17 protein-coding genes are annotated in these 22,522 nt (G+C 57.0%); all 17 read right to left on the bottom strand.

The genetic code is table 11. The annotated features are described in order from the left end of the window. Nucleotides 1–93: 93 nt before the first annotated feature. Nucleotides 94–1,638, bottom strand: a complete 1,545-nt coding sequence (locus KXG62_RS16405; protein ID WP_218093070.1) for an MDR family MFS transporter — start codon at nt 1,636–1,638, stop codon at nt 94–96. Next, nucleotides 1,619–2,347 carry a bactofilin gene (locus KXG62_RS16400; RefSeq protein ID WP_218093069.1) on the bottom strand — a complete coding sequence of 243 codons (729 nt, stop codon included), beginning with the start codon at nt 2,345–2,347 and terminating at the stop codon, nt 1,619–1,621. Before KXG62_RS16400 ends, KXG62_RS16405 begins: the two co-directional genes overlap by 20 nt. Nucleotides 2,348–2,363: 16 nt before the next feature. Next, a complete protein-coding gene (locus tag KXG62_RS16395) occupies nt 2,364–2,990 on the bottom strand; it encodes a YhbD family protein (protein ID WP_246627481.1) in 627 nt (208 codons plus the stop codon). A gap of 161 nt (nt 2,991–3,151) precedes the next feature. Next, complete coding sequence (locus tag KXG62_RS16390; protein WP_218093067.1) at nt 3,152–4,519, bottom strand: hemolysin family protein; 1,368 nt, start codon at nt 4,517–4,519, stop codon at nt 3,152–3,154. A gap of 429 nt (nt 4,520–4,948) precedes the next feature. Next, a complete protein-coding gene (locus KXG62_RS16385; RefSeq protein WP_218093066.1) occupies nt 4,949–6,265 on the bottom strand; it encodes a replication-associated recombination protein A in 1,317 nt (438 codons plus the stop codon). A 199-nt stretch (nt 6,266–6,464) separates the two neighbouring features. Next, nucleotides 6,465–7,217, bottom strand: a complete 753-nt coding sequence (locus KXG62_RS16380) for a tRNA threonylcarbamoyladenosine dehydratase (RefSeq protein ID WP_218093065.1) — start codon at nt 7,215–7,217, stop codon at nt 6,465–6,467. 30 nt (nt 7,218–7,247) lie between these two features. Then, entirely contained in the window at nt 7,248–9,026 is a 1,779-nt protein-coding gene (gene aspS, locus KXG62_RS16375) for an aspartate--tRNA ligase (protein ID WP_218093064.1), read from the bottom strand. A gap of 39 nt (nt 9,027–9,065) precedes the next feature. Then, the gene (hisS, locus tag KXG62_RS16370; RefSeq protein ID WP_218093063.1) at nt 9,066–10,328 is read right to left on the bottom strand and encodes a histidine--tRNA ligase; all 1,263 of its coding nucleotides are present in this window, start codon (nt 10,326–10,328) and stop codon (nt 9,066–9,068) included. Between the two features lie 517 nt (nt 10,329–10,845). After that, on the bottom strand, nt 10,846–12,834 hold the full coding sequence (locus KXG62_RS16365) for an FAD-dependent oxidoreductase (protein WP_218093062.1): 1,989 nt from the start codon (nt 12,832–12,834) through the stop codon (nt 10,846–10,848). A gap of 147 nt (nt 12,835–12,981) precedes the next feature. Next, nucleotides 12,982–14,520 carry a coproporphyrinogen III oxidase gene (locus KXG62_RS16360; RefSeq protein ID WP_218093061.1) on the bottom strand — a complete coding sequence of 513 codons (1,539 nt, stop codon included), beginning with the start codon at nt 14,518–14,520 and terminating at the stop codon, nt 12,982–12,984. 123 nt (nt 14,521–14,643) lie between these two features. Beyond that, a complete protein-coding gene (locus KXG62_RS16355) occupies nt 14,644–14,820 on the bottom strand; it encodes a hypothetical protein (RefSeq protein WP_218093060.1) in 177 nt (58 codons plus the stop codon). Between the two features lie 130 nt (nt 14,821–14,950). Next, nucleotides 14,951–15,394, bottom strand: a complete 444-nt coding sequence (dtd, locus tag KXG62_RS16350; RefSeq protein ID WP_218093059.1) for a D-aminoacyl-tRNA deacylase — start codon at nt 15,392–15,394, stop codon at nt 14,951–14,953. Between the two features lie 42 nt (nt 15,395–15,436). Then, nucleotides 15,437–17,629, bottom strand: coding sequence for a RelA/SpoT family protein (locus KXG62_RS16345; protein ID WP_218093058.1), 2,193 nt, complete (start codon nt 17,627–17,629; stop codon nt 15,437–15,439). Between the two features lie 143 nt (nt 17,630–17,772). Then, nucleotides 17,773–18,840: a CotH kinase family protein gene (locus KXG62_RS16340; RefSeq protein WP_218093057.1), complete on the bottom strand. Its 1,068-nt coding sequence runs from the start codon at nt 18,838–18,840 to the stop codon at nt 17,773–17,775. Between the two features lie 108 nt (nt 18,841–18,948). Beyond that, nucleotides 18,949–19,269, bottom strand: coding sequence for a hypothetical protein (locus KXG62_RS16335; RefSeq protein ID WP_218093056.1), 321 nt, complete (start codon nt 19,267–19,269; stop codon nt 18,949–18,951). Nucleotides 19,270–19,494: 225 nt separating this feature from the next. Then, nucleotides 19,495–20,007 carry an adenine phosphoribosyltransferase gene (locus tag KXG62_RS16330; RefSeq protein ID WP_218093055.1) on the bottom strand — a complete coding sequence of 171 codons (513 nt, stop codon included), beginning with the start codon at nt 20,005–20,007 and terminating at the stop codon, nt 19,495–19,497. Between the two features lie 58 nt (nt 20,008–20,065). After that, entirely contained in the window at nt 20,066–22,519 is a 2,454-nt protein-coding gene (recJ, locus tag KXG62_RS16325) for a single-stranded-DNA-specific exonuclease RecJ (RefSeq protein ID WP_218093054.1), read from the bottom strand. Nucleotides 22,520–22,522 lie beyond the last annotated feature (3 nt).

Here is a 22,522-nt window from a genome sequence, read left to right as displayed (position 1 = left end):
TGGAACCGGGACGAAGCCAATCCGTCTTCCTGGACGGATCGGCTACTGGTTGCGGATGCGCATGCACGCTCCCGGTCAGCTTCCGTGCGGCTGTCAAGCCCCGGATACGGCATCCTCCGCCGGCTGCTGCGTCCGGATCGGGCTCAGCCTTTCCTTGCTCATCCACAGCACGCACACGATGGTCAGCGCCGCCGGAACAAGCGCCCACAAAAACGTATGGGCGATGGAGCCGGACAGCGCGTCGGTAACGGCATCCAGCGTTGAGGCTGGAATCCCGCTCCGGGTCTCCGGCGACAGCAGCTGCCGCGGGTCGCTCATGCGCATCCCCGCCCCGCCCGCCTCCCCAATAGCGACTTCCAGATCGCCGGCAAACAAATGGCGCTGGACGATGCCGAACACGGTAATGCCAAGCGTCATGCCCAGCGAGCGTACAAAAGCCAAGGTCGCGTTGGCCGAGCCGCGCTGCCGCATATCGAAGTGATGTATGCCCGCCATCCCGAGCACGGAGAACGAAGCGCCGGTGCCGAGCCCTACAATAATCATGAACAGTGTGATCAAATAACGCGGCGTATCGACCGTCAAGGTACCAAGCAGCAAAATGCCAATGGTGAAAATGAGGGAGCACAAAATCATGACGCCGCGGTAGCTGAGCTTGCCGGAGCCCGCCAGGAAACCGCCCAGCTGTGAAGAAACGACGGTGCCGAGCATCATCGGCAGCAGCACAAGCCCCGAATGGGTCGCCGTCCCGCCAAGCACGCCCTGCACGTATATCGGAATGTAGACCGTAGCCACGATAAAGGCAGCGCCGTATAGCAAGGCGATCACGTTCGTTGCGGCGAACAAGCGAATGCGGAACATGGTGTACGAGAGGATCGGTTCCTCGGCAGCCTTCTCGGCAATCAAAAACAAGCCGAACAACAGCGCAAAGCCTGCGAATAAACCGAGGATCGGTATGGAGTCCCACGCAAACTCACCGCCGCCGAGCTCAAGGCCGAACATCAAGCACAATATCGCGCCAACCAGCGTCATGGCGCCAAGCCAATCGATCTTCTGCTTGGCATGGACCGGAGTTTCTTTGTAACACAGCGTAACGAAAGCCAGCGACAGCAAACCTAAAGGCAAATTGATGTAAAACACCCATCGCCAATCGGTATAGTCGGTTATATAGGCGCCAAGCAGCGGCCCGAATATGCTCGACAAGCCGAATACCGCACCGAACATGCCGGCCATCTTCCCTCTTTTCTCCGGAGGGAACAGGTCAAATACGATGGTGAAAGCAATCGGCATCAGCGCCCCGCCGCCGATCCCTTGAATGGCGCGATAGATGCTGAGCTGCACGATGCTCTGCGCGGTTCCGCACAGCACCGAGCCGAGCAAAAACACGATCAGTCCGAATACGAAGAAGCGCTTGCGCCCGTACATGTCGGACAGTTTGCCGAAGATCGGCATGCCCGCCATCTCGGCCGCCATATAGGCGGACGTAACCCATACGAACTGGTCGAGTCCGCCGAGATCGGCGACGATCGTGCCCATCGCGGTCGCTACAATCGTATTGTCCATTGCGGCGACCAGTATCCCGATCAATAAGCCTGCAATGACAAAGCCGAGGCGGCTGCCTTCAGATTTGCTTGGACTCATTGATCTTCGCCCCTTGATGCGGCTCGAATTGCTCCTTGTACTCCACGAGCTCGATTTCGCAGCCTTGCCCGATCGTCACGCGCTTGCCCCGCACGACCTTGGCCTTCGTATTCACCAGGTAAATGTCATCGCCTTCAATGACATCGGCGGTCAGCTTGAGCGCCAGCACCGGCAAGAACGGATACAGCAGCGAGCGCAATCCGTTTCGCTTGCCAACCTTGATCATTTCGCCGCCGATTTCCTTCGCACGGCACGAGCCGTACAGCGTAATATCGACAACCCCTGCATTCAGCAGCCCTTCGATCTCGAACGCGCCTTTGGCGCAAAACACCTCTGCTTCGCAATCGCCGTCCACCGTCATCTCGCCTTCAAGATCGAGGTTTTCCCCCGTCAAATCACCGTTAATCCGGGCGATGCCCCGGCACTTGAAATCGCCGTATTTGCCGCTCCCTTCCAGCTTCATGTCGCCGAAGACGCGCACCTCCTCCGCTTTCAGATCGCCGGTGATCACCGATAAGCCGTTAATTTGTGCGATCCTTGCCAAGACGCTGCCGTTTACTTCGCTTTTTCCGTTCGTCTTGAACTGGTTGCACTCCACATTGCCATACACTTTGCCTTCCCCGCTAATTTTCACATCGCGATATTGACCTCCACCCGAAGTTCCACTGCCGGATATGACCAAATCGCGGCGATTGTCCTGTTCCACCATAAAGCACCTCCGTACGCTAAGTTAATTTCAGTTTTAATTCTTCGATACAGCCGGCAACCGGAATCCGGTTCACCACGCGAATTCTCGGTTCCATGTACAGCTCGCCGGTCGCGCTCTTGAGCGCGAAGCCGGAAAGACCCATTTTACGGAAAAAAATAATGTCAAATGGCTTCCCTTCGAACTTCGCATAATGCTCCGTCAGCGTCTGCAGCAGCGACTTCCCCTCCTCCAGTGTCATCTCGCCCGTTTGCAGCAGCTTATCGACGACATAGAGAAACAAAATTTTGTCAAACGAGTAGATCGGCGGCTCGCCATACAGCTCGATGAAACAACGCAATGTTTCTGTCGAAACAATGTTACGATGATCCAGTTCCGTCCGCGTTAACGCCGTCTCCGTCAAATTCGGCGAAAAGACGTCCGCCAGCTCGTCGAGCGATAAGCCCTCCTTCATATTCACGATCTTATCGATTCTCGCCAATATGCTCTGCTTCGGAAAAAACGTTTCCTGCCCGGTAAAAGTCGATTTTCGGATAAACCAGTCTTCCGGGATGAGGTTTTTCCGCTTCCACCGGTACAGCTGCCCGTAGGATATCCCCGCAAGCTCCAGCAGATCTTTCTTCGAAATGAGTTCCTGTTCGGTCACCGCGAATCCCTCCTTACACATTTAATGTAACATAACACTGTTACGTTGTAAACATAAAAATAAAACGACCTGCCGCAAAACCATACGCAGCAAGCCGTTCTTCATATCACACTGTTACGGTAACCATTTTTCCTTGTACACGCTGTTACGTTGTTACGCTGTTATGTTCCTTCCGCCGCAGCGGAATCGGAATCCGAATCGGGCCCCGTGTGCGGATCTTCACTCTGTGGAAGCCGCTTTTTGACAAGAATGCGCGCTATGCGCAGATGGTCGGTCTCCTCGATGATAAACTCGATGGAATCTCCACCAAGGATGCGCTGGTCTTTCTTCGGCGGCATTTCCACTTGGGAATAAATCCATCCGCCGATCGTATCATAATCGTCCGACTCGATCCGCAGACTGAAGTAGCTGTTCACTTCCTCAATCAACATCCGGCCGTCGATCGAATAGGCCGCATCGTCTCTCTTTTCAATTTGGGGGCGCTCTTCGTCGAATTCGTCCTGTATTTCCCCGACGATCTCTTCGATAATATCCTCGAAGGTCACAAGTCCCGAAGTGCCTCCATATTCGTCAATCAACAGCGCCATCTGCGTTTTCTTTTTTTGCATCAGCTTGAGCAGCGCGCTAATGTGCATCGATTCGGGCACTTTCGTAATCGGGCGGATCATATCCTGCAAACTGTTCGTATCCGCCTCGGTCGTAAGCAGATCTTTGATATGAATGAAGCCGACAATGCTGTCTTTATCCGGGTCGCAAACCGGGTAGCGCGTATGCATCTCGTTAATCGCGATGGCTTTGTTTTCATCATACGTATTGCCTGCGTACAAGCAAACCATCTCCGTCCGGGGGATCATGATCTCCCGCGCATGCGTTTCCGTGAATTCAAAGATGTTGTCCACGAGGGCCAGCTCGGTGCTGTCGATCAAGCCGCTTTGGTTGCTTTCTTTCATCAAGCCGCGAATTTCCTCTTCCGTATGGGCAAGCCGCGTCTCCTCCGTCGGCTCAATGCCGGCAAACCGCAGCAGCATATTGGAAGCTCCGTTCAAAAACCAGATAAACGGGTACATCAATCGGTAAAATCCGATCAAGGGTACGGAGGATAGCAAGGTCACCTGCTCCGATTTGCGGATCGCGTACGTTTTCGGAAATTGCTCGCCGAGCGTAATATGCAGCACGGTAATGAGGGAGAAAGCGGCAATGAATGAAATGGTATGAATGACGGAGTCGGGCAGCCCAAGCGGATAAAGCAGAGGCTCCAGCACGCGAGCGACCACCGGTTCGCCGATCCAGCCGAGACCGAGCGAAGTCAGCGTAATGCCGAGCTGGCAAGCGGATAAATAAGCATCGAGGTTGCCGACAATCGATTTGGCGAAGCCGGCGCTTCGGTTTCCTTCCTGAATCAGCGTATCGATTCGGCTGGATCTCACCTTCACCATGGCAAACTCGGCTGCGACGAAGAAGCCGTTCAAAAACACCAACAACAGCACAAACAGGATGTTCAAAACTAACGGTACAGAGCCATCGCTCAAATGTTTTACCTACCCGCCCGTTTGAGGCGAACAGGTACACCTCCTTTGGGATACCAAATTGTAAGCGTTCGGCCGAGTCAACAGGAATTGTAAATAGACTGTTAATCCATGTATAAGCGCATAACCTGTTCAAATATGCGTTCTTTGCATGAATCAGCGGGAACTTTTCAGAGCATTCAGCATTTTGGAGGGGAGACATGCACGTTGGAAACGATGGGCTTGACCGGACACAGCTGGATGGACGAGACGATAGCGAAGGATGAGAGGATGAGCCAGGCTTCCGGTTTGTTCGCGGGAAAATCGTGGTTGAACATAAAGGAATAGACCGCACCTCAACAAAGGTAAGCGGTCTATTTCGGTCGCAGCCCCCTTTAAATCGGGTGCCCTTACAAGCGCTAACACTCGTCCTTCTGCAAGCTTATTGCGATCTTAATTACGCCCCGAAGTGCGGCGCCTTTGCTGGTTCTGGCCGATCTTCTCTTCCATCCCTTGGCGGGTCGCCTCGTAAAAATGCTCATGCTTGATCGGATCGGGCAAATACTGCTGATCTACATAGTGGCCGGGATAGTTATGCGGATACTGATAGCCTTTATGCCCGAGCTGCTCCGCCCCTTTGTAATGCGCGTCTCTCAAATGCAGCGGCACTTCCGCGGCGCGCAGCCGCTCCATTGCCTCCATCGCCTTGCCGATCGCCATCGGGATGGCGTTCGATTTGGGGCTCTCCACCGCGAACAGTATGGCCTGGGCAATGACATATTTCGACTCCGGCCAGCCGATTTTGTGATAAGCATCCATCGCCGTGACCGCCTGCACCATCGCCTGCGGGTTGGCCAGGCCGATGTCCTCGCTGCACATGACGATCAGCCGCCGCAGGAACGTCATCGGGTCCATGCCCAGCTTCTCGACGGCGTGCAGAAACCAGAACAGCGCCGCGTCGCTGGAGCCGCGCAAGCTTTTGTGGAACGCGGACAGCACGTCGTACTGCGTCGATTCGTCCGCCTTGACCGTCGGGCGCCGAATCGACTCCTCGGCGACCTCCAGCGTAATGCGCACCGTACCGCTCGCTTCAGGCGGCGTCGTCATCGCCGCAAGCTCCAGCGCATTGAGCGCCCGGCGAATATCGCCGCCGGCCATGCGCGACAGGTGCTCGAGCGCGCCGTCCTCGGCCTCGATCGTCATGAAGCCGAGTCCGCGGTCGCGGTCGGCCAGCGCGCGCCGCATGGCGATCAGCGAATGCTCGTGCGTCAAGTGCTGCAGCTGAAACAGCGTCGAACGCGAGAGCAGCGCGCCGTTGACGTGATGGAACGGATTTTCCGTCGTCGCGCCGATGAAAATGATAATTCCCTGCTCGACCGCAGGCAGCAGCGCGTCTTGGCGGGACGTATTAAACCGATGCACCTCGTCGAGGAACAATATCGTCTTTTTGCCGTATAACGCCCGGTTTTGCTTCGCTTGGTCGATCACCTCGCGCACGTCCTTGACGCTGGCGTCGACCGCGTTCAGCTTCACGAAGATGCCCGACGTGCGGTGCGAAATAATGTTCGCCAGTGTCGTCTTGCCGGTTCCCGGAGGGCCGTACAGCAAGATCGAGGTCACCTGATCCGCCTCGATCGCGCGCCGGAGCAGCTTGCCCGGTCCGACGATATGCTCCTGGCCGATATATTCATCCAGCGTGACCGGACGCATCCGGTCCGCCAGCAGTTTGCCGCTTGGACTTTGCTCCGCCGCCAGTGTAAATAAATCCATCGCTCACACAACCTTTATTCGAATGAGATCATGACCGTTCGACTTGACTGCTTCTGCCTCCAAAAAAAGAAGAAACATAGCGCCTCAGCATGTCCATGCCGGCTCTATGTTTCTATTATAATGGACGGCCGCGCTTTTCGAAACCTCGCGGCGTCCTTCCGTCTCTATTCCCTCGTTTCCGAGAGTCACAACCGTTCGGTTACTGAATACCGTTCTTCGTCAGCAAATCTCTAACCGCGACGCTGACCATAATGAGTCCGGCGACCGGCGGTACGAAGGCATTGCTGGCCGGCGGCTGCTGCGCTTTGCGGATTTCCGGCGCGTTCTCCGGCACGATCCGCTGGGTTACGTCGCCTCGCGGCTTCATCGGCTCCTCGGTGGAGAAGACGACCTTCACGCCCTTCTTGATCCCTTCCTTGCGCAGCTTGTGGCGAATAACCCGGGCCATCGGATCGACCGTCGTCTTCGAGATGTCCGCCACCTGGAACCGGGTCGGGTCCATCTTGTTCGCCGCGCCCATGCACGAAATGATCGGGATTTTGCGCGCGAGACACTGCTTGATCAAATGAATTTTATAGCTGATCGTGTCCGATGCATCAAGCACGTAATCGACCGGGTACTCGAACAACTGCTCATACGTTTCTTCGGTATAAAACATTTTCAGAGCAATCGCGTCGCACTCGGGATTGATTTGCAGGATGCGGTCGCGCATCAGCTCAGCCTTCGGCTGGCCTACCGTCGTGGTGAGCGCGTGAATTTGCCGGTTCACGTTCGTAATGTCGACGACGTCCTTATCGATCATGACGACGCGGCCGACGCCGGTGCGGGCGAGCGCCTCGGCGGCAATTGAGCCGACGCCGCCGATGCCGAGCACCGCCACCGTACTGTTCTTCATGACTTCAAGACCTTCGGGTCCGATCGCAAGCTCCGTTCGCGAAAATTGATGCAGCATCGGCTTTTGCCCACACTCCTTGTTCGATTCTTATTTGGAAGAAGGCTGCTTCAGCGCGAGACGAATCGAGAGCTGCTCCAGCTGCTTGTCGTCCACCGCTCCCGGCGCATCCGTCAGCAGATCGGTCGCGCTTGCGGTTTTCGGGAACGCGATCGTTTCGCGCAGGTTGGTGCGGCCTGTAATCAGCATGACCAGACGGTCGAAGCCGAACGCGATGCCGCCGTGCGGCGGTGTGCCGTACTCGAACGCCTCAAGCAGGAAGCCGAATTTCTCCTGTGCTTCCTCTTTGGAGAAACCAAGCGCGCTGAACATTTTCTCCTGTACCTCGCGCTTGTAAATCCGCATGGAGCCGCCGCCTACTTCGTAACCGTTGAGTACAAGGTCATACGCTTGCGCGCGGATTTGTCCCGGATCGGTATCGAAGAAATGGACGTCCTCTTCTTTTGGACGGGTGAACGGATGGTGCTCCGCCACGTAGCGCTTTTCTTCTTCGTCGTAGCTGAGCAGCGGGAAGTCCACCACCCAGGCGAATTTGAACTGGCTCTCGTCGATCAGGCCAAGCTGACGACCGATCTTCAGGCGCAGGTTGCCGAGTACGTCCGCAACGACCTTCTTCTTGTCGGCGGAGAACAGCAGCAGGTCGCCTTCCTCGGCTTCCAGACGCTCCTTGAGCAGCTCCAGCTCCTGCGCGTTGAAGAACTTCACGATCGGCCCTTTCAGCTCGCCTTCCTTATACGTAATCCAGGCAAGGCCTTTGGCGCCGTAACGGGCGGCGAATACGCCAAGGTCGTCGATCTCCTTGCGGCTCCAGCTCGCGCAGCCTTTGGCGTTCAGCGCCTTCACCTGGCCGCCGTTCTTGATGACGCTGGCGAACACTTGAACACCGGATTCGGACACAATATCCGATACGTCTTTCAGTTCCAGTCCGAAGCGAAGGTCCGGCTTGTCGGAGCCGTACTTGCCCATCGCGTCGGCATAGCTGATCCGCTGGAACGGCGTCGGGATGTCGGCGTTTGCCGTTTCTTTGAACAAACGGACGACAAGCTTCTCCATCAAGTCAAGCAGCTGATCCTGGGACAGGAACGATGTCTCGATGTCGACTTGCGTAAATTCCGGCTGACGGTCGGCGCGCAGGTCTTCGTCGCGGAAGCAGCGGGCGATCTGGTAGTAGCGCTCCATGCCGCCTACCATCAGCAGCTGTTTGAAAATTTGCGGCGATTGCGGCAGCGCGAAAAATTCGCCCGGATGCACCCGGCTCGGTACCAAATAATCGCGTGCGCCTTCCGGCGTGCTCTTGGTCAAGATCGGCGTCTCGATCTCGACGAAGCTGTTCTCGTCCAGATAATCGCGGAATACTTTGGCCGCTTTGGAACGAAGCATCAGCGTGCGCTGCATTTCCGGACGGCGCAAATCCAGGTAACGGTATTTCAAGCGAAGCGATTCGTCGATTTCAATGCCGTCTTCGATAAAGAACGGCGGGTTTTTGGCAGCGTTCATAATTTCGATTTCCGTTACGCGAATTTCGATCTCGCCGGTCGGAATGTTCGGGTTCACCGTTTCCTTATCGCGCTCGACGACTTGGCCGCGCACGGCAAGCACATATTCGTTACGGGCGCGGTCGGCAATGGCAAGCGCGTCCCCGGAGAATGCAGGGTTGAATACGATTTGCATCAGACCGCTGCGATCGCGCAGATCGATGAACAGAACGCCGCCCAGGTCGCGCCGGCGCTGTACCCAGCCGTTCAGTACGACGGTTTCCCCGACGTTTGCTTTCGTTAAAGCTCCGCAATGATGTGTTTTCAGCAACATTTGATATCTACCTCCAAGTGTGGTTAAGAATGGTCTCCCTTATACATGCCGGCTTCGGCTTTGCATCGTTTGTACGAATGCGTCGAGCGCGACCGTTTCCTGTTCGCCGGTTGCCATCGCCTTGACGGTAATCTCGCCGCGGGCGAGCTCGTCGTCGCCGAGAATCGCTACATAGGCCGCCTTATAACGGTCGGCCGATTTCATCTGCGCCTTGATTTTGCGGCCGAGATAGTCTTTCTCGGCCTTCAGCCCCGCGAGACGCAGGTCGTGGAGCAGCTTGACGCACGCTTGCTCGGCGGCTTCGCCGAGCGCGACCAGATACACGTCAAGCGGTTTGGGGACCGGAATGTCAACGCCTTGCGCCTGCAGCACAAGCAAGATGCGTTCCATCCCGAGGCCGAGCCCGACGCCGGGCTGATCCTGTCCGCCGATTTGGCCGACGAGGCCATTGTAGCGGCCGCCGCCGCCGATCGTATCGATGGCTCCGATGCCGCCGGCTTTGTACTCGAACGCCGTATGCGTGTAGTAATCCAGACCGCGGACGAGGCGCGGATTCAAGCGGAACGGAATGTCCATCGCCGTCAAGTAGTTTTGCACCGCCTGGAAGTGCGTGGAGCATTCCTCATCGAGATGCTCGACGATCGTCGGCGCGCCTTCGCCATACTTCTGGTCGATCTTGCAATCGAGAATGCGCATCGGGTTGCGGTCGAAGCGCGATTGGCAGTCCTTGCAAAGCTTATCCTTCACCGGAGCGAAGAATCGCTGAATATGTTCCCGGTACGCCGCGCGCACCGCCGGATTGCCGACGGAATTGATCTCCACCGTTACCTCTTTCAGCCCAAGCTCCTTGTAGAACGTGTAGCCAAGCGCGATCACCTCCGCATCGATGGCCGGATCCTGCGAGCCGAACGCCTCGATCCCGAATTGATGGAATTGGCGGTAGCGGCCGGCCTGCGGCTGCTCGTAACGGAACATCGGGCCGATATAATACAGCTTGTTTACATCCGGTTCGCCGTACAGCTTGTTTTCCACATAAGCGCGCACTACGCCGGCTGTCCCTTCCGGGCGGAGCGAGATGCTGCGGTCTCCTTTATCCAGGAAAGTGTACATTTCCTTTTCTACGATATCCGTCGTTTCTCCGACGCCGCGCTGGAACAGCTCGGTATGCTCGAAAACAGGCGTGCGAATTTCTTTGTAGTTGAACCTCGCGCACAGCTCTCTCGCTTTGGCTTCGACATACTGCCATTTCTCGATTTCGCCGGGCAGCAGATCCTGGGTTCCTTTCGGCTTTTGAATACTCATCGATTCCAGCTCCTTTCTTCCGGTTCATGCGGGTTCAGATTAAATATAATAAAAAAACTCTCGTCCCTGAAGGCTGCATTGCAGTCAGGGACGAGAGTTGATGTCGATCAAGCTCCCGCGGTACCACCCACGATTCGAATGAACGGGCTATGCCGTTTCATTCACACTTTAAGGATGCGGGTAACGCCCGCTTGCGCCGAACGGCTACTGCCCAAGGGTTCGCCGCCGGTCCTCCGGGAGGTCTGTTCGTCCGAGTCGCATAAGGAAGCTTTCAGCCGCGGGGCTTCCCTCTCTGGCTATGCAAGGTTCGAAGTACTTTGTCCCATCAATGGATCAGCACATATCAATGTAAGAATTAAGCATAATTCTAAACGCGAAGTTTGTCAAAGTCAAGCAAAAATCGACAGCAGGACCAAGTCCCGAGGGTGCTCGGCACGATTGCGTCTGCGCCTCAACATCCGGCCGTCCCGCGACGCAGAATGATCGGCGCGACGCCGTCATCCGCAGCCGCCATTACTTATTTTGCCGCTTTCAGCGCGTTATAAACATCCTTGATCAGCATATACGAATCGCCGTTGGTCAGCTCCTGCTTGTTCGCGATCGTATCGACCGATTCCTTCGTCAGGAAGCTTTTGCTTTGGAGCGCCGCAACCGCTGTAGCCGGCGTCGCATCCACTTTGAGCAGCAGCGCGATCATGTAAGCGGCCTGGTCGAGCGATACCGGCAGCGTCTTCGGATCGGTGCCCTTGGCGATCGCCCCGGACGGGCTGCCGACGAGCTTGTCCGGCTTGAACTTGCGCATTCCTTCGAGCTGATTGATCATGCGCTGCTGGTTCGATTTCGCATCGAGCGAAAAGTCGTTGTTGTACCCGCCGGTCGCAATGGCAAGCGACATGGCGACTTCCAGTCCCTTGTACGATTTATGCCCCATGAATGTCTTCCAGCCTTTGTAGGCGGCGTAACTGTCGGACAAACCCATCGCCTTGATGTCGAACGGCTTCAGCACCATGCCCTGCTTGTTTAACTGGTCCTGCAGCTTCGCGATCGATTCCTTGGAAGCTGACAACTGCCGGAATGTCATCTTCTGATCGATGGCCAGCTTCGCCGAAGCGCCGGCCGCTTCGCCCGTCGCCATCCCGACGGGAATAACGCGCGCCGAGCCGTGCGGCAGCGTATCGAAGCTGGCGGCCCGTCCGACGACGAGCAGCCCGTCCACCCTGAGCGGAACGATGCTGCGGTAAGGCACTGCGTACTGCAGCGGCTGACCGACGACCGCGCCCGTATCCGCAGGCGACAGCCGCTGGATATCGATCGGATAGGAACCGAAGGCGATACGATCCCATTGATCGCGGTTTTCCATCACGTCAAGAATGTTCAACCGGTATTCGCCTTGAATGTGGCGGGTTTCCCGCACATACAGCTCCGACGCCGTTGCGTCGAGCTCGATGCCTGCGAACTCCGGGTATTTTTCTTTCATGTAATCCACGATGCGGGGCAGCTCTTTCTTTCCGAGCTCGAACGCTTCTTCGCGGGCTTTCGGGTCCGTCCCGTCAATCCCGAAAATTTGCAGCGCGTTGATCAGCATCGTGTTGTTGTTTTGCCGGCCAATGTTCAGTCCGCGCATGGCGACGCGATCTTTGTTGAGCGGCGGGTAGTCTTTCATTTCCTTATAGCCCCAGACGCTCATCTCATTGGCGCCGGTGCCCTCGTCGTTATCGTTTTCCATCCGCTTCTGCATCTGCTTCCAGACGTCAGGCGTAATGTTTTTCAGACGAAACACGAGGGTAACTGCCATTTTCGATTTTTTGTCGCCCAGATCCTCGCGCCCGAATGTGTAAGGCACGCCGGAAGCTGCGGCAATGTCGGCATCCTGGGTGGCGTCGATGACGGCCTTCGCCTGAACGGTTTTCACTTTGCCGTCGGCTTGTGTAATTTTCAATCCGGTAATCGTTGACGTTTCGCCTGTTTTGGCAAGCACCGGCTCCATCGCCTTCGTCTTCAGCAGCACATCGATATTTTTTTGCTGCGCCACCAATTCCTTGAACACGTTGGCCGCCGTCACGACGTCGAACGAGTCGCCTTCGACTTTGTTGTACCACTCCGTGAAAATCCCTTTATTCAAAATTTCACGCTTGTACAGCGGCCCCTTGTCCGGCTCGTAGTTGTTATCGAGGCTGTTCAGCCAGCCCAGCGTCATCAAGCCGCCGAGAATGTCACGGTCTCTGCCGTCCACCAGCAGCGTGCTGAGTCCGTTTCTCGCTGCCGATACGGCGGCTGCTACGCCTTCCGGATCGGTGCCAACGACGATGACGTCGTAGCTGTCCTTCGGCGATTTGACCGTGCTCACTTCGGCAAGCTGCTTCGGCGTGCCCAGCTTCCCCTTGCCGCTCGTTTTCCAAACGTACCAGCTGGCGCCGGCGGCGGCCAATACGACGAGTACGACAATCGCGATAATCAAATAGCTTCTTTTGCGGTTACTTCGGGTCATGCTCGTTTTCGAAGACATACAACACCTCTGAATAAAGAAATAAGATCAACCGTCCTGCTTATCCTGATGCTATACGGCAAAATCGGCAAAAGGATGCAATTTTTCGGCAATTTTCATCATCATGTCACAACTGGCGGCTATTGCATCCTGCTCGCGCCTCTTCGATTAAGATTGTCCCGTGGCGACGCGGCCGTACGCTTCGTCCAGCAGGCGAATTTTTTTCTCGATATATTCCTTGTACGCCTTATTGTATACCGCAGGCTCCTTCGGATTCGGAAATCGTTCGATCCGCTGCTCGTAGCCGTCCTCATGCTCGACCTTCGGGAACAGCACTTTGCTGACCGCGCCGCAGCCGAGACCGATGATCGTCTGCCGCTCTTCCATCATCAGAATGTTGTACAAGCTCTCGTAGCCTTCCAGAGAATAGCCGACATTTTCCTGATTGCCGAGAATGTTCTTTTGCCGGTACATGTAGTACGGCACGTAACCGTGACGCTCGGTCCATTCGGACGTCGTGCGGATCATCTCGGTAATTTCGTCCCGCTCCGCCACTTCGTAATCGTCCTTGTTCTTCGTCATCCGGGAAGCCCGCTTGAACGACAGCGTATGCACCGTGAGCGACTCCGGCAGCAGCGCGGCCGTCTGGTCCAGCGTCCGCTGCAGCTCCGTCATCCCTTCGTTCGGCAGGCCGATAATGAGGTCCATGTTGATGTTGTTCATCCCCATCTCGCGAGCCAGCTTGAACTTGTCCAGCGTCTCCGTAACTGTATGATGCCGTCCGATCGTGTCGAGCGTCGCCTGCGTGAAGCTTTGCGGGTTAATGCTGATCCGGTCGACGTTCCACTTCTTCATCACATGGATCTTGTCTTCCGTAATCGTATCCGGCCGACCCGCCTCTACGGTCAACTCGCGTACCCGGTCCATCGCCGGGAACGATTCCTGCATCGTCGCGAACAGCGCGTCCATCTGCTCCGCGGTAATGCTGGTCGGCGTACCGCCCCCCCAATAAATCGTCGTGACCGCCACGTCTGCTTCGCGCATCCATTTCCCCATCTCGCGAATCTCATAATGCAGCCCTTCGAGAAACGCTTCCACCGAACCGTTGTTTCCCCGAATATCGTAGGCAGGGAAGGTGCAATACGCGCATTTGGTCGGACAAAAAGGAATGCCGATATAAATGCTGACCTCCCGTTCCAACCGGAATAGGTCAGGAATGACCTTAAGCTGCCGCTCGGCGATGCCGCTGAGCAGCTCCACCTTCGGCTCCGTCACCAAGTTCTCGTCTCGCAGCACCTGCTTGCAGTGCTCGATGCCGTGCTTCATCATCAGGTTATGCATCAGCTTCGTCGGGCGCACGCCGGTCAGCGTACCCCACGCCTGCTCGATGCCGGTATATTCCTGCAGCACTTGCAGCAAGCAGTACCCGACTGTCCGTTTCACGGCTCGCCTGTACCCTTCATCCCGCGCCTCGATTGCGCGTGCGTGACGGCTTCCATGAACGGCTCCCGTCTCGCGGTCGGTCATCGACACCTCCGCCGCGATCGTTCGTGCGCTCTCATCCGCCGTCACCGTAACCCGGATCAGCAGACGCGCGTCGTCCGACGGTTCGTATACCGACTCCACCTCTTCAAAAAACAGCTTGCATATATGGAACATCTCCGTCGCTTGTTCGCTGAAGCCAACGCGCTCGAACTCAATTTTCATTTCGTTTCCCTCCTTGCTTTCCGGGACATCTCATAGCAAAACTAGCAATAGTGTAGCATATTCGCCGGGCCTTGAAAACAAAACAGGCCGCTTTCGCCCTTGCCGGGGAAAACGGCCTGCCCTTTAGCGGTAAGCCTTGCGCTGCGTTTGCTTCATCTGCTCCTGACCGGAGCTATGGGCGGCGCTCAGTTCCGTATCCGCCATATCCGAGGCGAGCAGCGCCTGCGTATCCTGTAGCCCGCCGGCCAGCAGCTGCTGCTCCGGCATCGAGGCGATGCGTTCCTTGGGGGAACGGTACATGTCTTGTCCACTCCTTACGGTCCATAAAATAGGCGAACGGCTCACACCTATTTTTGCCATAAGAAAGCGGATCTATCCTCTGCAAGGAAATCGATGAAGCTTGGGTCGATGTCCATTCGGTCGCCGGTTCCTACTGCCTGCTCTCCACGATCAATGTCACCGGCCCGTCGTTGACCAGGGAAACGTCCATCATCGCACCGAAGCGCCCGGTCTCGACCTGCAGCCCAAGCTCCCGCAGCATCCCGTTAAACCGGTTGTACAGCGGCTCGGCCTGCTCCGGTCGGGCGGCGGCCATGAAGTTCGGCCTCTTTCCCTTGCGGCAATCGCCATATAGCGTAAACTGCGAGACAGAAAGCACCTGACCGCCCGTTTCCAGCACCGAACGGTTCATCTTCCCGTCCTCGTCTTCAAAAATACGCAATCCCGCCACCTTTTCCGCGACATACTTGGCATCCTGCTCCGTATCTTCATGGGTAATGCCAACCAGCAGGACGAGTCCGTGGTCGATCCGGCCGACCGTTTCCCCATCCACCGTAACCTGTGCAGCTTTGCTGCGCTGAATGACTGCTTTCATCTTCGACCTTTGCTCCTTAGCGGCATCGCATGGATGCGCGTTTCACGTCTGCATAATCCGCTGTACGGAATACACGTCCTTCACCCGCTTGATCTTCTCGACAACGGAATGCAGATGATCGATGTTGCGGATCAATATCGTCATATGAATGACGACCATCTTGTTTTTATCCGATCGCCCGGATACGGCCGATATGGTCGTCTTGCTCTCCGAGACGGCCTTCAGCACCTCATTGAGCATACCGAGCCGGTCATGTCCGGTAATTTCGATTTCCACGCTGTAGTTCGCTTCGACGTCTTCCACCCATTCGACTTCAATCACGCGATTCCCCTCGTCCTCGCATTCCGCCGAAGGGATGTTCGTACAGTCCGAACGGTGAACGGATACGCCGCGGCCGCGGGTAATATAGCCGATGATATCGTCGCCCGGCACCGGATTGCAGCAGCGGGCAAACCGAACAAGCAGGTTGTCGACGCCCTTGACGCGGACGCCGTTCGTCGGCCGGCTCTTCCGCTCCTTATCCGCCGCCTTCACCTCGCGCACCTCAGAGGTGAGCTGCATCGCTTGCTGCTGCGCTTCCTCCGCTTCCTTGCGCACCTTCTCGGTGAGCCGGGTGACGATTTGCGCTGCCGTAATGCCGCCGAAGCCAACAGCCGAGAACATATCCTCGACTTCATGGAAGTTAAACTTGCCGGCAACCTCGAGCAGCTCTTCTTCCTTCATGAGTGCGGACGTCTCGTAGCCGAGACGCTTCAGCTCGCGTTCGATGGCCTCGCGGCCCTTCACGACGTTCTCCTCGCGCCGTTCCTTCTTGAACCATTGGCGAATTTTCGTCCGCGCATGGGACGACTGGGCGATCTTGACCCAATCCTGACTCGGTCCGTACGAATGCTTCGACGTCAAGATCTCCACAATATCGCCGGTCTTCAGCTTATGGTCGAGCGGCACGATGCGCCCGTTCACCTTCGCTCCGATCGTCCGATTGCCTACCTCCGTATGAATCCGGTACGCGAAATCAAGCGGTACCGAACCGGCCGGCAGCTCGATGACCTCGCCCTTCGGCGTAAAAACGAACACGAGATCGGCGAAAAAATCCATTTTGAGCGACTCCACGAACTCTGAGGCGTCCTGCGCTTCGTTTTGCAGCTCCAATATTTCGCGGATGAACTGCATCTTGTCCTCGTAGCCGCCGGACGGCATCGAAGTGCCTTCCTTGTAAGCCCAATGCGCGGCTACCCCGAACTCCGACGTGCGATGCATGTCGAACGTACGGATCTGCACCTCGAGCGGCTCCCCCTTGGGACCGATCACGGTCGTATGCAGCGACTGGTACATGTTCGGCTTGGGCATCGCGATATAGTCCTTGAACCGGCCCGGCATCGGCTTCCACAGCGTATGAATAATGCCGAGCGTCGCATAGCAATCTTTAATGTTGTCGACGATAATGCGCAGCGCGAGCAGGTCGTAAATTTCGTTAAACTGCTTGGCGCGCGCGGTCATCTTTTTGTAAATGCTGTATATGTGTTTCGGCCGTCCCGAAATATCGCCGTCGATGCCCATCTCGTGGAGCTTTTCCTGCACGGTATGGATGACGTCGTTAATGTACTGCTCGCGTTCGGCGCGTTTCTTCTGCATCAAGTTGACGATCCGGTAGTACTGCTGCGGATTCAGGTAACGAAGGGCAATATCCTCCATCTCCCACTTGATCGCCGAAATGCCGAGCCGGTGCGCGATCGGGCAAAAAATTTCCAGCGTTTCGTCCGCAATCCGGCGCTGCGCTTCCTCCGACTGGTGCTTCAGCGTACGCATATTATGGAGCCGGTCCGCCAGCTTGATCAAAATAACGCGAATGTCCTGGGCCATCGCCACGAACATTTTGCGATAGTTCTCGTTTTGCTGCTCCACCTTGCTCTTGAATTTGATCTTCTCCAGCTTGGTGAGGCCGTCGACGATCATCGCGCACGTCGGTCCGAATTTCTCATGGACAGTTTCGAGCGACACCGTCGTATCCTCCACCACGTCATGAAGCAGCGCCGCAATGATGGACGTCGTATCCATCTGCATGCCGACAAGAATTTCCGCAACCGCAAGCGGGTGCAATATATAGGGCTCCCCGGACTTGCGGACCTGACCGTAGTGGGCCTGATCTGCAAATTCGTACGCTTCCCGGATTTTCGTCAGATCGCTTTCTTTCAAATAGCCGGATGCCTTCTCAAGAAGCTGCTCAATCCCCATCCGCTCATCCATTCCCTTAGATCGATTTTAATCCATTATGCCCCGAGATAGGCATGCCGTCAAGAATTTACGGGACAATCCGACATGTTCCGCATGGAAGGGGGCAGCCGCATGCCTTTTCCGTCCGGCACCGCCCGCAAAAGCTACAACGTACGGATCGCTTCGGAGATATGCTCGCGACGTTCCTCCACATACCGGCGTATGAATTGCGGTTCCCCGTCGAACACGCTGAAGGACCATTTGCGCGATGGATCGCGATAAACATAAGGGCGAATACTGCGATGCAATGCTTCGGCTGCCGGAACGATCGTTTGAACGGTGAAATGCTTCTTCAACAGGCGGGCAAGGATGTTCTTATACCGCTTGCGGAAGGACGGATACTGCAGCAGCCGGCGCGTAAGCCGATTGTAGCCCGTTACATCGACAAGATTGCTTCCGCACGGCTTCCCGTAACAGTTACGGCCCCACGTGCCTTCATAATCCCATGGAATGATTCTGTATTTGCGCGTAGGCTCGTGCACGTACAGCGCATAGTTCTGGTCGAACCCGTCATAATTGCCCGTCAGCACGGCGCCGGCCAGCCAGTGAAGATAACGGTCAATATCGAGCCGGCTCTGCAAGAAGCGCCGCAGCGACGCCGACCGGTCCGGACCGGTGTTGATCCGCCTAACAAAGCCGGTCAGCGCATGGCGGTCCGGCTCGCCGCCCACCATCTGCTGGTATCCGGAAAATAATGATGCTTTTCTTCGCTTCGTGCCTCCCGACCGAAGCCCAAAGTTCGCATTGTCGTTGGCTGCGTAAAATAACGCGGTGGCACCGATCCCTCTTTTGCGGAAAAATCTTCGATCTACGCTCTCGATTTCGAGATAAACCCCAAGGCTGCGGCCGTTCAAATAAAGCAAGCAGTGTCTCGTATCCGGAGCATCCACGCCGATCCGCTGGAAAAACCGGAAGGATAGCGCATTGCGGATCAAGGACGGATCGTCGTATTCCGCGTTGTAATGGTAAGTCTTTCCTGAAATTGCGATTTCATACGAACGCTTCGGATACTCTCGCGTATGTCCTCCGCGATAACGAATCTGGATCGGGACGGTTCGCCCGTGCTTCGTCATCGCCGCTGGAACGAAACGTTCGCTCCACACGTTTCGCTCCAGCCGTCTCCACTGCTCCTCTGGAATCCATAAGTGATATACGGGAATATGCGCCGGCATGGCAAGCTCCGCCTTTCGTTCGGAAAGCAAAAAGCCTATCGATAAGGATAGGCTTTTTGTGTTATTACACCGTATGCGGTTGTGCAGGCCGAAGCCACGGCATCTGTCCTACAGCCAAAAGCCGTGGGGCGCCCCGAGCGGAGAAACCGACGGATGATTTTCCGCACCTTTGGCCGCGTTGCCGCGCGTCCGATGGCCATGCGTCAAATGGCCGCGGGTTGCATTCTCTTTATCTGCCACGCCTTGGGTCAAATTGCCGCGCGTCGCATTTTCCATTACGCCCTGCGTGACGTTTTCCAGGTTCGAGTTTTCTTTTTTCGTCTTTCTCCGGACGACATTGCCGCGTCCCGCCGTTCTGCGTTTTTTCACACAGCGGCACTTGCGTATCGGATGTCCCTTGCCTTTCGAAGACTTAGACTGTGCTCCCATTTCCTTCACTACCTCCTTTTAGGGGATAGTCCAATATATGGCTGCTCCCGCCTCGAAGACACGGCCATAGCGGTGATCGAAGAAAATGGGTTTCCGCAGCGGAACGAGCACCCGAACGCGCGCCGCATTACGCGGCCAGCCGCTGCCGCACGGGCGATCGCCCTTACACCAAAAAAAAGACGCCCTTCTATCAGGCGCCTTCATCATGCCGCATTCGGCGATGGATCAATACTGTACCAGCGATTCGATCTCGATGTCACCGAGCTTCTCCCGGCCGTTCAGCTCCAGCAGTTCAATGAGGAACGCTGCGCCGATCACATCGCCGCCCAACTGCTTGACCAGGTTGATCGATGTGGCGATCGTGCCTCCGGTCGCCAGCAGGTCGTCGGCGATCAGCACTTTTTGTCCGGGCTGGATCGCGTCCTTGTGCATGGCCAGCTTGTCTTTGCCGTATTCCAGCGCATAATCGGCCTCAATCGTTTCGCCTGGCAGCTTGCCGCTCTTGCGAATCGGCACGAAGCCCACGCCCAGCGCCACGGCGAGCGGAGCGCCGATCACAAAGCCCCTCGCCTCCGGCCCGGCGATCAAATCGATCTGCTTGCCTTCCATACGGCGGGCCAGCTCGGCAATCACTTCCCGGTATACCTTTCCGTCATTGAGCAGCGTCGTAATGTCTTTGAAGCTAATGCCGGGCTGCGGAAAGTCATCAATGACCCGAATATAAGGTTTGAAATCCATTAAGCAATTCCCTCCAAAAGGATATAGTTAGCTTTATATTGACGTGGCTTATCGTGCTCTAGGCTCCGCTGCTTTTCAGCCACGCTTGCGGCTGCGCAGCCGAGAGCGGCTGGAGCAGCCGCGAAAGCAGCTCCTTCGCCGACGTGTAGAGCAGCTCCTGCTCCACTTCAGGCCGATGCTGACGGCTCTGGTACCGCAGGGAGGAAGTAAGATCCCGCTTCTCCGGCGACGGAACGAGCCGGCACGTCTTGCCGTCCGCTTCCATCAGCCCCAGTTCGGCAAACACGTCGATAATAAACCGTACCGTGCCTGCCTGCATTTGGCAGCGCCTCGCAATCGCTTGAATGTAGTCCGGCGGTCCGGCAGACCGCAGGGCGCCGACCGCGCCGTAGACGGTCTTGAACATCTCGCGGTTCGGCATGACGGACGCCTGCTTCTCCTCCTCCGTGCCTCCGAAGGCGGCGTAGTATCGCTCGGCTGCCGCTGCCTGCTCGACCGCTGCGTCAAGCTGCGCCAGCCGGTCAGGCAGCGCATAGAAGAAAATATCCCGCGCGTCCTCGTAGCGGGACTGTATCGCTTGCTCGTTCAGCGGCGCGAGCCGTCCCAGTCCATCGGCATGCCACAGCGCAAACTTGGCAGGCAGCTGCTTCAGCGCGGACGGAACCGCGGGCTCGAACAGCACCACCGCCGGATAAGCAGCCTCCCCTAGTCCGGCGCCGCCCTGCTCCAGCTTGCGGCACAGCTCGTCGAGCTTTTTATCCGGCTTTGGCGCCCCCCGCCAATCAAACAGCTGCGCATGCGGGATGCGCAAGTCCTGGATCATGATTTGCGGACGGCGGACGCCGTTCCATTCGTTAATGTTCAGCTCGCCCAAGACGTCGATGCGCGCCGACGGGGTAATCCACTCCGCCAGCCGCCCCTTACTGAACCCTACAGCGTCAAGCCCGGCCGCCGCTTCATCCGTCGCACTGCGCAGCGACAGCTTCAAATGCTGCTGCTCCTTGCCCATCGTGCGCAGCTCGCCCAGCCGCAAGCCACTGAACACGAACTTCGGTGACGGGTTCCCCATCCCGAACGGCCCGAGCAGCCCCAGCTGCTCGATATTTTCGATCCCTGCTTCATCGAAGCCGCAGGCCATATCGGCCTGCATCACCGGAATCCAATCATCCGGCGCAAGCCATTCCTCCGTGAGCCGCGCAAGCCGGCGCTCCAGCTCGGGCAAATGCTCTCTCGACAGCGTCATCCCGGCCGCCATCGGATGCCCGCCGAAATGATCCATCAAATCATGGCAGTGCGTTAAAGCCCGGTACATGTCAAAACCAGCGATCGAACGGGCGGAGCCTTTGGCCATGCCCGTCTCCTTATCGATTCCGAGGATGATCGCAGGCTTGTAAAACCGGTCAACCAGCTTGGACGCAACGATCCCGATTACGCCTACGTTCCAGTCCTCGTGAGCGAGGACGAACGCTTGGGGCGTCTCGCCCGTTAGGCGCGTGCGCTCCTCGACCATCGTCACCGCCTGCTTCGTCATTTCGTCGACGATCTTCTGCCGTTCCCGGTTGAGCTGGTCCAGCTCGTCCGCCAATCTTCTTGCTTCCTGCTCGTCCTCCGTCGTCAGCAGACGGACGGCGGTATCGGCGCTCAGCAGCCTCCCGCTTGCGTTGATGCGTGGAGCCAAGGAATATCCGATATGCGTTTCGTTCGTCTCCCGCACCGCGATCCCCGCAACCTCGAGGAGCGCTTTAATGCCGGGACAGCTCGTCTCCCGCATTTTTTGCAGACCTTGCTTGACGATGATCCGGTTTTCCCCCGTTAACGGCATCAAATCGGCCACCGTGCCGATGACCGCAATTTCCAGCAGCTCCTCCGGCCACCGGCCGAGCAGCGCCTGCGCCAGCTTCAACGCGACGCCAACGCCTGCGAGCTGCTTGAACGGGTACGGACAGCCCGGCTTCTTCGGATTAATCAACGCGTACGCTTCCGGCAATTGCTCCGGCGGCTCATGGTGGTCGGTCACGATCACGTCGATGCCGAGCGAGCTCGCATGCGCGATCTCGTTTACAGCGCTGATCCCGGTGTCCACCGTAATGATCAGCGTCACGCCCTGCGCATGCGCCGCGTCGATCGCCGCGCAGTGAAGGCCGTATCCCTCCTGCACCCGGTGCGGGATGTAGAAATCGTATGTAGCGTGAAGCTGGCTCAGCAGCCGCACCATCAGCGTCGTGCTGCTAACGCCGTCGGCGTCATAGTCGCCGTAGATCCGGATGCGCTCGCCGCGCTCGAGCGCGAGTCGAATTCGCTCGACCGCCTCCTTCATGCCATCCAGCAAATACGGATCATGCGTCTGTTCGGTCCCCCCGTACAGAAAACCGGCGGCATGCTCGATGTCTGTTATTCCGCGGATCACAAGCATATTGGCAAGCAGCGGCGAGATGTCGAGCGCCTTTGATAAAGCGGCCGCCTTGTCCGCATCCCCCTGGCCTATGTTCCACCTGGCTTTTGCTTGAAGCATGCC

Origin of the sequence: Paenibacillus solanacearum (assembly GCF_910593845.1) — a bacterium.
GTDB lineage: Bacteria > Bacillota > Bacilli > Paenibacillales > NBRC-103111 > Paenibacillus_G > Paenibacillus_G solanacearum.
Note: the sequence above shows the minus strand (reverse complement) of the source record. Positions and strands in the feature narration are given on the sequence as shown.